This window comes from Kitasatospora purpeofusca (assembly GCF_042691725.1).
Lineage (GTDB): Bacteria > Actinomycetota > Actinomycetes > Streptomycetales > Streptomycetaceae > Kitasatospora > Kitasatospora purpeofusca_B.
On the sequence record NZ_CP170483.1, the window covers coordinates 7,333,127 to 7,345,850 of the forward strand.

Consider the following 12,724-nt stretch of genomic DNA (forward strand, 5'->3'; position numbering starts at 1 on the left):
GGCCGCGCCGCCGCCGGTCGACCTGACCCGCCGGCCCTCGATCGAGGAACTGCGCGCGGTGATCCACCCGGAGGGCATGCTCCAGCGCCGCAGCGCCGAGCACTGGGCCGGCCGGCTCTACATGCGGAAGATCTCGCTGCGGATCACCCGGGTGCTGTCGACCATGACGGCGATCACGCCCAACGGCCTGACGTACCTGATGATGCTCACCGGCGTCCTGGCCGGTGCCGCGCTGGTCGTCCCGGGGATCGCGGGCGCCGTGCTGGCGGCCCTGCTGATCCAGGTGTACCTGCTGCTGGACTGCGTGGACGGCGAGGTGGCCCGCTGGCGCCGGCAGACCTCGCTGACCGGCGTCTACCTGGACCGGGTCGGCCACTACATGTCCGAGGCGGCCCTGCTGACCGGCCTCGGCCTGCGCGCCACCGACCTGTTCCACCGCGAGGGCTCCGCCGCGCAGTGGGAGTGGGCGTTCCTCGGCACCCTGGCCGCGCTCGGCGCGATCCTGATCAAGTCGGAGACCGACCTGGTCGACGTCGCCCGCGCCCGCAGCGGCATGACGGCGGTCGAGGACAGCGCCTCGCTCCCGCGCTCGGCCGGCGTCGCCAAGGCCCGCCGGGCCGCCTCGTTCCTCAAGTTCCACCGGCTGGTCGGCGCGGTCGAGGCCTCGCTGCTCATCCTGGCCGCGGGCGTCGCCGACCTCGTCCACGGGGGCCTGTTCCTCACCCGGATCGCCGTCGTCGTCCTGGCCGCGATCGCCATGCTGCAGACGGTGCTGCACCTGCTGAGCATCGTCCTGTCGAGCAGGCTGCGGTGAGCGGCGTGGGGGAGACCGGGACGACGGGGACCGGGACGACGGAGACCGAGACGACGGAGAGCACCGTGCAGACCAGCCCCACCGGAGCCGACGCCTTCCGGCTCGGCGCGGTGATCATCACCATGGGCAACCGCCCGGACGAGCTGACCGCGCTGATCGAGTCGGTCCGCGCCCAGCAGGGCCCGGCCGTCGAACTGGCCGTGGTCGCCAACGGCGCCCCGATGCCCCCGCTCCCGGAGGGCGTGCGGGCCGTCGAGCTGCCCGAGAACCTCGGCATCCCGGGCGGGCGCAACGTCGGCATCGAGCTGTTCGGCCGCGACGGCCGGGACGTCGACGCGGTGCTGTTCCTGGACGACGACGGCCGGCTGCCCGGCACCGACTCGGCCCGCCTGCTGCGCGAGGCCTTCACGGCCGACCCGGAGCTCGGCATCGTGAGCTTCCGGATCGCCGACCCGGACACCGGCGCCACCCAGCGCCGGCACGTGCCCCGGCTGCGCGCCGGCGAGCCGCTGCGCTCCTCCCGGGTGACCACCTTCCTCGGCGGTGCGAGCGCGGTGCGGTGCGCCGTGTTCGAGAACGCCGGCCAGCTGCCCGCCGAGTTCTTCTACGCGCACGAGGAGACCGACCTCGCCTGGCGCGCGCTGGACGCCGGCTGGGCCATCGACTACCGCGCCGACGTAGTGCTCCACCACCCCACCACCTCGCCCGCCCGGCACGCCACCTACTTCCACAACGTGGCCCGGAACAGGGTTTGGCTCGCGAGGCGGAACCTTCCGGCCCTGTTGGTGCCTCTATACCTGGGAACCTGGTTCCTGCTCACGCTGGCCCGCCGGCCCTCCCCGGAGGCGTTCAAGGCCTGGCTGGGCGGATTCAGGGCGGGCTGGCGCGAACCCTGCGGTGCGCGACGGCCCATGCGATGGCGTACCGTGTGGCGCCTGACCCGGCTGGGCCGGCCCCCGGTCATCTGATCCGTCCGACGGCCGGACGGTAGGACGGCCGTCACCCGGCCGGTGACCACACCACCGGTCCCACTCCCCCCGATATCCGAGTGGATCCCCATCGGCGCCAGGCCGGCGGACCCCCGCCGACCGGCCACCCCGACGATCCCGCGCGAAGGACGAATGTGTCGACAGTGAGTGAACCCGTCAGCCTCTCAGCCCCGAGGGGGGCGGACGCGGGCCTGACCCCCAAGCAGCTTGCGGACAAGTACGGCCTGACGGTGAGCGGCAGAAGGCCCGGCCTGTTCGCCTACACCAGGCAGCTCTGGGCCCGCCGTCACTTCATCTGGGCCTTCGCCACCGCGCGCCTGGTGGCCCAGTACACCGACGCCAAGCTCGGCCAGATCTGGCAGGTCGTGACGCCGCTGCTGAACTGCGCGGTGTTCTACCTGGTCTTCGGCGAGATCCTGAGCAACAAGGACGACAACCCGCACTACGTCGCCTGGCTCTGCATCGGCGTCTTCATCTTCCAGTTCACCCAGAACGCCGTGCAGTCCGGCACCCGGGCGATCTCGGACAACCTCGGGCTGATCCGGGCGCTGCACTTCCCGCGCGCCTCGCTGCCGATCGCGTTCACCGTGATCCAGCTCCAGCAGCTGCTGATCTCGATGGTCGTGCTGTTCGCCGTGGTGCTGCTGAACGGCATCGAGCCCGGCCGGACCTGGATCCTGGTCGTCCCCGCGCTGGTGCTGCAGTCGATGTTCAACACCGGCGTCGCCCTGATCTTCTCCCGGATCGGCGCCAAGACCAGCGACATCTCCCAGCTGATCCCGTTCGCGATGCGCGCCTGGCTGTTCCTGTCCGGCGTCATGTACAGCATCTCCGACAAGATCAAGGACTGGCCGCCGTTCTGGCAGAAGGTGATGGAGCTCAACCCGGCCTCGGTCTACATCGACCTGGTCCGGCACGCGCTGGCTCCGATCATCTACAACAAGCACCAGGAGAAGTTCCTGGAGTTCCCGCCGCACCAGTGGAAGTACGCGATCGCCTGGGGCGTCGGCATGCTGGTCATCGGATACGTCTTCTTCTGGAAGGCTGAGGAGGAGTACGGCCGTGGCTGACACCGAGGTGCGGGGGAACGAGCTGCGCAAGGACCTGAAGGACGCCCGTGCGGGCCGCAAGGTGTTCGACGCCGACGTGGCCCGCGAGCCCACCGTCGTCGTCGACGACGTGCACATCGTCTACCGGGTGCACGGCGCCGGCTCCGGCAAGGGCAGCGCCACCTCGGCGCTCAGCCGGATCATCAGCCGCAGGCGCGGCTCCGGCGTCCGCGAGGTGCACGCGGTCAAGGGCATCAGCTTCACCGCCTACAAGGGCGAGGCGATCGGCCTGATCGGCTCCAACGGCTCCGGCAAGTCCACCATGCTGGCGGCGATCGCCGGCCTGCTGCCGACCGAGAAGGGCGGCATCTACACCAACGGCCAGCCCTCGCTGCTCGGCGTCAACGCCGCGCTGATGAACGAGCTGACCGGTGAGCGCAACGTCGTCCTCGGCTGCCTGGCCATGGGCATGTCGCCGACCGACGTGAGGCGCCGCTACCAGGACATCGTCGACTTCTCGGGCATCAACGAGAAGGGCGACTTCATCTCGCTGCCGATGCGCACCTACTCCTCCGGCATGGGCGCCCGGCTGCGCTTCGCGATCGCCGCGGCCAAGACCCACGACGTGCTGCTCATCGACGAGGCGCTGGCCACCGGCGACCAGGCCTTCCAGAAGCGCAGCAAGAAGCGGATCACGGAGCTGCGCGAGGAGGCCGGTACGGTCTTCCTGGTCAGCCACGACAACGCGTCGATCCGCGAGACCTGCGAGCGGACCATCTGGATCGAGGCCGGCGAGCTCATCATGGACGGGCCGACCGAGGAGGTCGTCCGCCGCTACGAGCGCGGCGAGCGCCCGTAGCACCGCGCAGGACCGCGGCGGGGGCCGCTCCCGGAGCAGCTCCGGGAGCGGCCCCCGCCCGCGTCCACGCGCCCCGGGCCCGCCCCGTCGTGCCCCGGGTGGCCCGCCGCCGCCCGGGTGAGCGCCCCGTGCGCCGGGCGAGGCGCTCTTCTCCGGCGCGGCCGTTGGTGTCAGGCTGTAGGCGCGGGGGTGGTGTGCCGGACGTGACTCCCGTGATCGGACGCGTGTCCGACTCGGGCCGGTCACCGGAGCGGTGTAGAACGGGGGAGTGACAGCAGTGTCGGCTTCGGCCCAGCCCAACAGTGATTCCCCGCCCGCGGAAGGTGCCGCGGGAGCGGCGACCCTCGCCAAGGCGAGCGCGGAGAACTTCCCGGTCGCCCCGTTCTTCCTGCCCGCCGCGTGGCGCGACGACCTCATGACGGTCTACGGCTTCGCCCGGCTGGTCGACGACGCCGGGGACGGCGACCTCGCCGACCCGGCCGGCACCGCCGCACTGCTCGGCGTGCCCGCCCCGCCCCCGGCCTCCGCCCCGGCGCCCGCTCCCGCCGCCGACCCGCACCGGCCCGGCCCCGCGGAGACCGCCTTCCGGCTCGCCCTGCTGGACGGCCTGGAGCGCGACCTCGACCGGGCCTTCGAGACGGCCCTCGCCCCGTCCGCGGCCGCCGAGGCCCCCCGCCACCCGCTGCTGCGCCCGCTGGTCCCGCTGGTCGACCGGCACGGCCTCACCCCGGAGCCGTTCCGCCGGCTGATCCAGGCCAACCGGGTCGACCAGACCACCGACCGCTACGCGACCTACGACGACCTCCGCGGCTACTGCACGCTCTCCGCCGACCCGGTCGGCCGCCTGGTGCTCGCCATCGCCGGCGTCGCCACCCCCGAGCGGATCGCGATGTCCGACGCCGTCTGCACCGCCCTGCAGATCGTCGAACACCTCCAGGACGTCGCCGAGGACCTCGCCCGCGGCCGGATCTACCTGCCCGCCGAGGACCTCGACCGGTTCGGCGTCACCGAGGAGGACCTCGCCGCACCGGCCGCGGGGCCCGCGGTGCGCCGGCTGATCGCCTTCCAGGCGGACCGTGCCCGTACCCTGCTCGACCGCGGCGCGCCACTGGTAGGTACGGTTCGGGGGAGGCTTCGACTGCTCCTGGCGGGATTCACCGCGGGCGGTTACGCGGCCCTGGCGGCCGTCGAGGACGCCGGGTACGACGTGCTCGCCCAGCAGGCGAAGCCGGACAAGCGCCGCCTCGCAGCGAGGGCGGCGGCCATCTTCGCGAAGGGAAGGTGAACGCCCGAGTGGCGGCATCACCACTGGCGTCTGCGCCGGTCATGGCGGCGTACCGGTACTGCGAGGCAGTGACCGGGCTGCAGGCCCGCAACTTCAGCTACGGCATCAGGCTGCTGCCGGAGCCGAAGCGGCTGGCCATGTCGGCCCTCTACGCGCTGGCGCGCCGGGTGGACGACATCGGCGACGGCGACCTCCCGGACGACCGCAAGGCCGAGGCCCTGCTGCGCACCCGCGAGCTGCTCGACGAGATCCGGTCCGGCGCGGTCGCGGAGGACGACACCGACCCGATCAAGGTCGCGCTGGCGGACGCGGCCCGGCGGTTCCCGATCCCGCTCGGCGGCTTCGACGAGCTGATCGACGGGGTCGAGATGGACCTCAAGGGCGCCGAGTACCAGACGTTCGAGGAGCTCAAGGTCTACTGCCGGTGCGTGGCCGGGTCGATCGGGCGGCTGTCCCTCGGCGTGTACGGCTGCGAGGACCCCGAGCGCGGGGCCCGGTACGCGGACACCCTGGGCCTGGCGCTCCAGCTCACCAACATCCTGCGCGACCTGCGCGAGGACGCCCTGAACGGCCGGACCTACCTGCCGACCGAGGACCTCGTGCGGTTCGGCTGCCAGGAGGGCTTCGCGCAGTCCCGGCCGCCGGTCGGCGCCGACTTCACCGGCCTGATCGCCTTCGAGGCGGCCCGCGCCCAGGCGGCCTTCGAGGAGGGCCTGCGGCTGCTGCCGATGCTGGACCGCCGCAGCCGGGCCTGCACCGCCGCGATGGCCGGGATCTACCACCGGCTGCTCGGCCGGATCGCCGCCGACCCGGAGTCGGTGCTGCGCGGCCGGGTGTCGCTGCCGGGCTGGGAGAAGGCGTACGTGGCGCTTTCCGGGCTCGCCGGGGGGCGTTCTTGATTCTTGCCACAGTTCTGTCACGCTGTGTCAGCGGGGAATCACTTGTGGGTAGAGCCCTGTTGACGGCTGTGTCGGATCCGACCGCACTGGTCCCGGGTCCGACCGCATTGACCACGGGCGCTCCGGCCAGGACCGGACCGGGCGCGGGACGCGAGGGGGAGAGCCGATGACCGGGCGAGCCGACGCCGCGCGCCCGGCCGCCGTCGTGGTCGGCGGCGGCCTCGCGGGCGTCACCGCCGCGCTGCGGCTGGCCGAGGGCGGCCACCGGGTCACCCTCGCCGAGGGCCGCCCCCGGCTGGGCGGCCTGGCCTTCTCCTTCCAGCGCGGCGAGCTGACCGTCGACAACGGCCAGCACGTCTACCTGCGCTGCTGCACCGCCTACCGGGGCCTGCTGGAGCGGCTCGGCGCCAACCGGCTGGTGCACCTCCAGGACCGCCTGGAGGTGCCCGTGCTGGGCGTTTCCGGGCCCGCCGGCGCCCCGGTGCGCACCCTGGGCCGGCTGGAGCGCGCCGCGCTGCCGGTGCCGCTGCACCTGGCCGGCAGCCTGGCCCGCTACCCGCACCTGTCCCCGGCCGACCGGGCCCGGGTGGTCCGCGGCGCCCTCGCGCTGCGCCGCCTCGACCTGGCGGACCCGGCGCTGGACGCGGTCTCCTTCGGCGACTGGCTGCGCAGCCGGGGCCAGAACGAGCGCACCCTCGCCGCACTGTGGGACCTCGTCGGGGTGGCCACCCTGAACGCCCGGGCCGACCAGGTGTCGCTGGCGCTCGCCGCGATGGTGTTCAAGACCGGGCTGCTCTCCGATCCCGGGGCCTCCGACATCGGCACGGCCACCGTGCCGCTCGGCGTGATCCACCACGACCGGGCGCTCGCCGAACTGGAACGCGCCGGCGTGAAGGTGCTGCTGCGCGCCCGGGTGACCGAGCTCAAGCCGGCCGTCCCGCAGCACGCCGTCCGGCTGGAGGGCGTCGACGAGCCGCTCGCCGCCGACACCGTGGTGCTGGCCGGCGCCCAGGACACCGCGGCGGCCCTGCTGCCGCCGGACGCGATCACGGGGCAGGACCGGCTCGCCGGCTTCGGCACCGCGCCGATCCTCAACGTCCACGTGATCTACGACCGCCGGGTGCTGCGCAGGCCGTTCTTCGCGGCCCTCGGCTCGCCCGTCCAGTGGGTCTTCGACCGCACCGGGCACTCCGGGCTGGCCGGCACCGCGCTCGGCGCGGCCCACCCCGGTGCCCAGTACCTGGCGGTGTCGCAGTCCGCCGTGCAGGACGAGATCGACCTGCCGGTCGCGGAGCTGCGCCGCCGCTACCTGCCGGAGCTGGCCCGGCTGCTGCCCGCCGCCGGCGGGGCCGAGGTGCTGGACTTCTTCGTCACCAGGGAGCGCACCGCCACCTTCGACCCGGCCCCGGGCACGGCCGCGCTGCGGCCCGGCCCGCGCACCGCCGTCCCCGGTCTGCTGCTGGCCGGCGCGTGGACGGCCACCGGCTGGCCCGCCACGATGGAGGGGGCCGTGCGCAGCGGCCACGCCGCCGCCGACGCGGCCCTCGCCGACGACGGCCGGCGCCGGCCGTCGGACCGCGGCGACGGGAGGTGGCCGCGGTGACCGGCGCCCCGCGCGCCGGGGACCGCGGTGAGCCCGCCAGAGCGGGCGTTCACCCGTTCGGTCCCGGCGGCGCGACCGCCCTTGCCGGCCGTGGCCCCACCGGCCGCACCACCACCGCCAGCGTCCGGCCGTCCCACGCGGCCAGGCACCACCAGGGAGAGGGAACGTACGTGGAGTCACGCATCGGCACGGCCGTCGGAGGCACGGCCCATGCCGAACCGGTCTCGGTGCCGGAGCTGCTGAACCGCACCCGCGCGCTCTGCACCCCGCCGCTGAGGGCCGCCGTCGCCCGTCTGGCGGCACCGATGGACACCGTCGCGGCGTACCACTTCGGCTGGATCGACCGGAACGGCACACCGGTCGCCGGGGACGGCGGCAAGGCCGTCCGCCCCGCCCTGGCGCTGCTCTCGGCCCAGGCCGCCGGTGCCCCGGCGGAGGCCGGGGTGCCCGGTGGGGTCGCTGTTGAACTGGTGCACAACTTCTCCCTGCTCCATGATGATCTGATGGACGGTGACGAGACCCGGCGCCACCGGGCCACCGCCTGGACGGTCTTCGGTCCGGCCCAGGCGATCCTGGTCGGTGACGCCCTGGCGACGCTCGGTACGGAGGTGCTGCTCGACGCCGCGACCACGGGCGGCGCGAGCGCCGCCGACGCCGCGCGCGCCGTGCGGCTGCTCAACACCGCCAGCCGCCGGCTGATCGACGGCCAGGCGATGGACGTCGCCTTCGAGCAACGGGACACCGTCACCGTCGCCGAGTGCCTGGAGATGGAGGGCGGCAAGACCGCCGCCTTGCTCTCCGCCGCCTCGGCGCTGGGCGCCGTCCTGGCCGGCGCCGACGACCGGGCCGCGGACTGCCTCCAGCGCTTCGGCGAGCACCTGGGCCTGGCCTTCCAGGCCGTCGACGACCTGCTCGGCATCTGGGGGGCCACCGAGGTCACCGGCAAGCCGCACTGGGGCGACCTGCGCCAGCGCAAGAAGTCCCTGCCGGTCGCCGCCGCCCTCGCCGAGGGCGGCGAGGCCTCCCGCGAACTGGCCGAACAGCTCGCCGACCCCCAGGGGCGCGGCGAGGAGAGCGAGACCGAGCTGGCCGCCCGCGCCCTGCTGATCGAGAAGGCCGGCGGGCGCGCCTGGACCCAGGAGGAGGCCCGCCGCCAGCACACGACTGCCCTCGCCGCTCTGGACGAGGTGCCCATGCCCGATGTGGTGCGCGAGCACTTCGTCGCACTCGCCGAATTCGTGGTGGTACGAGAGAGGTGACGTTACGTTGACAGCAACCGCGGACGGCCGGCTCGACCCTGAGTACGATTCCGAGCCGGTCGCGGTGGGCGGCCTCCCCCCGGCGCTGCTGAGCGCCGGGCGGTGGCAGCCCGAGGGATCCGCCCCGGACGCCCCGGCCGGCCGGACCGACCAGCAGCAGGACGGGGCCGCCTCCGCCGAGGAGGCGCTGGCCCGTGCCACCACCCATCTGCTCTCCCTGCAGAGCTCCGAGGGGTGGTGGAAGGGCGATCTGGAGACCAACGTCACCATGGACGCCGAGGACTTACTGCTCCGCCAGTTCCTCGGGATCCTCGACGAGGAGCAGACCAAGGCCACCGCCGAGTGGATCCGCTCCCAGCAGCGCGAGGACGGCACCTGGTCCACCTTCCACGGCGGGCCGGCCGAGCTCTCCACCACCGTCGAGGCGTACGTCGCCCTGAAGCTCGCCGGGGACGACCCGAACGCCCCGCACATGCTGGCCGCCGCCCGCTGGATCCGCTCCGCCGGCGGCATCGCCGCCGCCCGGGTGTTCACCCGGATCTGGCTCGCGCTCTTCGGCTGGTGGCCGTGGGAGCGGCTGCCCGAGATGCCGCCGGAGATCATGTTCCTGCCGAAGTGGCTCCCGCTGAACATCTACGCCTTCGGCTGCTGGGCCCGGCAGACCATCGTCCCGCTGACCATCGTCTCCGCGCACCGCCCGGTGCGCCCGGCCCCCTTCCCGCTCACCGAGCTGCACACCGACCCGGACGACCCCTACCCCGCCCGGCCGCTCGCCCCGGCCACCAGCTGGGACGGCCTGTTCGAACGCCTCGACAAGGTCCTGCACGCCTACCACCGGCGCGCGCTGCGCCCGCTGCGCCGGCTCGCGCTCTCCCAGGCCTGCCGCTGGATCGTCGAGCGCCAGGAGGCCGACGGCTGCTGGGGCGGCATCCAGCCGCCCGCCGTCTACTCGCTGATCGCCCTGCACCTGGAGGGCTACGAGCTCGACCACCCGGTGATGCGGGCCGGGCTCGCCTCCTTCGACCGCTTCACCGTGCACACCCCCGACGGCCGGCGCTGGCTGGAGGCCTGCCAGTCCCCGGTCTGGGACACCTGCCTGGCCACCATCGCCCTGGTGGACGCCGGCCTGCCGGCCGACCACCCGGCGCTGGTCTGCGCCGTCGACTGGATGCTCGGCGAGGAGATCACCAAGCGCGGCGACTGGTCGGTCCAGCGGCCCTCGCTCGCCCCCGGCGGCTGGGCCTTCGAGTTCGAGAACGACACCTACCCGGACATCGACGACACCGCCGAGGTGGTGCTCGCGCTGCGCCGGGTCGCCCACCCCGACCCCGCCAAGGTGGCGGGCTCCGTCGACCGGGCCGTGCGGTGGAACCTCGGCATGCAGTCCAAGAACGGCGCCTGGGGCGCCTTCGACGTCGACAACACCAGCACCCTGCCGAACAAGCTGCCGTTCTGCGACTTCGGCGAGGTCGTCGACCCGCCGTCCGCGGACGTCACCGCGCACGTCGTGGAGATGCTCGCCGAGGTCGGCCGGGCGCACGACCCGCGCACCCGGCGCGGCGTCGAGTGGCTGCTGCGCAACCAGGAGGCGGACGGCTCCTGGTTCGGCCGCTGGGGCACCAACTACATCTACGGCACCGGCTCGGTGCTGCCCGCCCTGGTCGTCGCCGGCGTCCCGGCCGAGCACCCGGCGATCCGCCGGGCGGTGCGCTGGCTGGAGGACCGGCAGAACGCCGACGGCGGCTGGGGCGAGGACATGCGCTCCTACGACGACCCGGCGCGCTGGGCCGGTCGCGGCGAGTCCACCGCCTCGCAGACCGCGTGGGCGCTGATGGCGCTGCTCGCGGCCGGTGAGGGGCCGGACGGCCGGGCCAACCCGGCGGTGGAGCGCGGCGTGGACTGGCTGGTGCGCACCCAGCTGCCCGAAGGCACCTGGGACGAACCGCAGTTCACCGGCACCGGCTTCCCGTGGGACTTCTCCATCAACTACCACCTGTACCGGCTGGTGTTCCCGGTCACCGCGCTCGGCCGCTACCTGCACGGCAACCCCGCCACCGGCCGCCCGGCCGGCGGTCCGGCGGCGATCGGGGCGTCCCGGTGACCGTTTCCCCGCTGCTGGTCCTCTGCGCGCTCGGCCCCGAGGTGTGGGCCCTGCGCGGCGGGGACTGGCGTGGCGCGGCGGGCGGCCCGCCCGTCGTGGTGCGGACCGGGGTCGGCCGGCGGCGGGCCTCACTCACCGTCAGGAGGCTGCTCACCGCCGCCCCGGGCGGCTACGGCGCCGTCGTCGTGGCCGGTTTCGGCGCCGCCGTCGCGCCGGGAATAGCGCCCGGTGACGTGATCGTTGCCGACGGGGTGCGTGATGCCGAGGGGAACCACTTCGCCGTCGACTCCGGCGCGGCGCTCACCCGGGCCCTCACCGTGCGCGGCCTGACCGCGCACACCGGTGTGCACCACACCGCCGACCACGTGGTGCGCGGCCTGGAGCGGCGCGCGCTGCACCTGCAGGGCGCGCTCGCCGTCGACATGGAGGCCGCCGCCGTGCTGGCGGCCCTGTGCGAGCTGCGTCCAGGCCTGCCCGCGGCCGTCCTGCGGGTCGTGGTCGACACGCCCGAGCGCGAGCTGCTGCGGCCGGGCACCCTGCCGGCCGGCGTCCGCGCCTGGCGGACGCTGCGCTCCACGGTGCCCGCCCTGGTCGACTGGCACCTGCGGAACGACCGGCCGGACCGCGGCCGCCGCGCGCCCGCCGCCCTCAACCACCCCACATCCTCGACGCTCCCCCAGGAGGCGAGCTAGCCATGGCCATGCCGCTGCGCCAGACCGTGCGGGTCGGCACCTACCTCATGCAGCAGAAGCTCAAGCGACGCGACAAATTCCCGCTGATCGTCGAACTGGAACCGCTCTTCGCCTGCAACCTGGCCTGCGAGGGGTGCGGCAAGATCCAGCACCCGGCGGGCGTGCTGAAGCAGCGGATGCCGGTCGCCCAGGCGGTCGGCGCGGTGCTGGAGTCGGGCGCCCCGATGGTCTCGATCGCCGGCGGCGAGCCGCTGATGCACCCGCAGATCGACGAGATCGTCCGCCAGCTGGTCGCGCGCCGCAAGTACGTGTTCCTCTGCACCAACGCGCTGCTGCTGCGCAAGAAGCTGGACAAGTTCAAGCCCTCGCCGTACTTCACCTTCACCGTGCACATCGACGGGCTGCGCGAGCGGCACGACGCCTCGGTGGCCAAGGAGGGCACCTTCGACGAGGCGGTGGAGGCGATCAAGGAGGCCCAGCGGCGCGGCTTCCGGGTGACCACCAACTCCACCTTCTTCAACACCGACACCCCGCAGACCATCATCGACGTGCTCGACTTCCTCAACGACGACCTCAAGGTCGACGAGATGATGATCTCCCCGGCGTTCGCCTACGAGAAGGCGCCCGACCAGGAGCACTTCCTCGGCGTCGAACAGACCCGCGAGCTGTTCCGCAAGACCTTCGCCGGCGGCCGCCGGCGGCGCTGGCGGCTCAACCACAGCCCGCTCTTCCTGGACTTCCTGGAGGGCCGGGTCGACTTCGAGTGCACCGCCTGGGGCATCCCCAACTACTCGCTGTTCGGCTGGCAGCGGCCCTGCTACCTGATGGCCGACGGCTACGTGCCGACCTACCGCGAGCTGATCGAGAAGACCGACTGGGACAAGTACGGACGCGGCAAGGACGCCCGCTGCGCCAACTGCATGGCGCACTGCGGCTACGAGCCGACCGCCGTCCTCGCCACCATGGGCTCCCTCAAGGAGTCCCTGCGGGCGATCACCGAGACCGTCGGCTCCAGCCGGAGCCACTGAGCGGACTCCGGCGGGCGGCGCACCCCGCCGCCCGCCCCGTCCGGCCCGCCCCGTCCGGCCCGCCCCGTCCGGCCCGGGCCGCCGGCCCGGGCCGGACCACCCCGCGCGGCGCGGCCACGGCGGGGCACCACCGCACCGCTCCGAGT

11 protein-coding genes are annotated in these 12,724 nt (G+C 73.8%); all 11 read left to right on the top strand.

Annotated elements, in window-relative coordinates; translation table 11 throughout:
- The first annotated feature begins 76 nt into the window (after positions 1 to 76).
- Positions 77 to 814 (top strand): CDP-alcohol phosphatidyltransferase family protein, encoded by a 738-nt coding sequence (locus tag ACFCLZ_RS31690; RefSeq protein WP_380286345.1) that lies wholly within the window; start codon positions 77 to 79, stop codon positions 812 to 814.
- Between the two features lie 122 nt (positions 815 to 936).
- The gene (locus ACFCLZ_RS31695; RefSeq protein ID WP_380286346.1) at positions 937 to 1,782 is read left to right on the top strand and encodes a glycosyltransferase family 2 protein; all 846 of its coding nucleotides are present in this window, start codon (positions 937 to 939) and stop codon (positions 1,780 to 1,782) included.
- 155 nt (positions 1,783 to 1,937) lie between these two features.
- Positions 1,938 to 2,873, top strand: coding sequence for an ABC transporter permease (locus ACFCLZ_RS31700; protein ID WP_380281321.1), 936 nt, complete (start codon positions 1,938 to 1,940; stop codon positions 2,871 to 2,873).
- Positions 2,874 to 2,907: 34 nt separating this feature from the next.
- Complete coding sequence (locus ACFCLZ_RS31705; protein ID WP_380286347.1) at positions 2,908 to 3,711, top strand: ABC transporter ATP-binding protein; 804 nt, start codon at positions 2,908 to 2,910, stop codon at positions 3,709 to 3,711.
- 277 nt (positions 3,712 to 3,988) lie between these two features.
- Complete coding sequence (hpnC, locus tag ACFCLZ_RS31710) at positions 3,989 to 4,996, top strand: squalene synthase HpnC (protein WP_380286348.1); 1,008 nt, start codon at positions 3,989 to 3,991, stop codon at positions 4,994 to 4,996.
- Positions 4,997 to 5,037: 41 nt separating this feature from the next.
- Positions 5,038 to 5,895, top strand: coding sequence for a presqualene diphosphate synthase HpnD (hpnD, locus tag ACFCLZ_RS31715; RefSeq protein WP_380286349.1), 858 nt, complete (start codon positions 5,038 to 5,040; stop codon positions 5,893 to 5,895).
- A gap of 166 nt (positions 5,896 to 6,061) precedes the next feature.
- Positions 6,062 to 7,498, top strand: coding sequence for a hydroxysqualene dehydroxylase HpnE (gene hpnE / locus ACFCLZ_RS31720; protein ID WP_380281322.1), 1,437 nt, complete (start codon positions 6,062 to 6,064; stop codon positions 7,496 to 7,498).
- Between the two features lie 170 nt (positions 7,499 to 7,668).
- On the top strand, positions 7,669 to 8,757 hold the full coding sequence (locus ACFCLZ_RS31725; RefSeq protein ID WP_380281323.1) for a polyprenyl synthetase family protein: 1,089 nt from the start codon (positions 7,669 to 7,671) through the stop codon (positions 8,755 to 8,757).
- 7 nt (positions 8,758 to 8,764) lie between these two features.
- Entirely contained in the window at positions 8,765 to 10,858 is a 2,094-nt protein-coding gene (gene shc, locus ACFCLZ_RS31730; RefSeq protein WP_380281324.1) for a squalene--hopene cyclase, read from the top strand.
- Positions 10,855 to 11,550 (top strand): 1-hydroxy-2-methyl-2-butenyl 4-diphosphate reductase, encoded by a 696-nt coding sequence (locus ACFCLZ_RS31735; RefSeq protein WP_380281325.1) that lies wholly within the window; start codon positions 10,855 to 10,857, stop codon positions 11,548 to 11,550. Before shc ends, ACFCLZ_RS31735 begins: the two co-directional genes overlap by 4 nt.
- A gap of 2 nt (positions 11,551 to 11,552) precedes the next feature.
- Positions 11,553 to 12,578 carry an adenosyl-hopene transferase HpnH gene (hpnH, locus tag ACFCLZ_RS31740; protein ID WP_380281326.1) on the top strand — a complete coding sequence of 342 codons (1,026 nt, stop codon included), beginning with the start codon at positions 11,553 to 11,555 and terminating at the stop codon, positions 12,576 to 12,578.
- Positions 12,579 to 12,724 lie beyond the last annotated feature (146 nt).

What these genes read in the sequence shown, in the direction of transcription:
- hpnE (WP_380281322.1), top strand. Translation starts at nt 6,062, where the DNA reads ATGACCGGGCGAGCCGACGCCGCGCGCCCGGCCGCCGTCGTGGTCGGC.
- ACFCLZ_RS31695 (WP_380286346.1), top strand. Translation starts at nt 937, where the DNA reads ATGGGCAACCGCCCGGACGAGCTGACCGCGCTGATCGAGTCGGTCCGC.
- ACFCLZ_RS31690 (WP_380286345.1), top strand. Translation starts at nt 77, where the DNA reads ATGCTCCAGCGCCGCAGCGCCGAGCACTGGGCCGGCCGGCTCTACATG.
- hpnH (WP_380281326.1), top strand. Translation starts at nt 11,553, where the DNA reads ATGGCCATGCCGCTGCGCCAGACCGTGCGGGTCGGCACCTACCTCATG.
- hpnD (WP_380286349.1), top strand. Translation starts at nt 5,038, where the DNA reads ATGGCGGCGTACCGGTACTGCGAGGCAGTGACCGGGCTGCAGGCCCGC.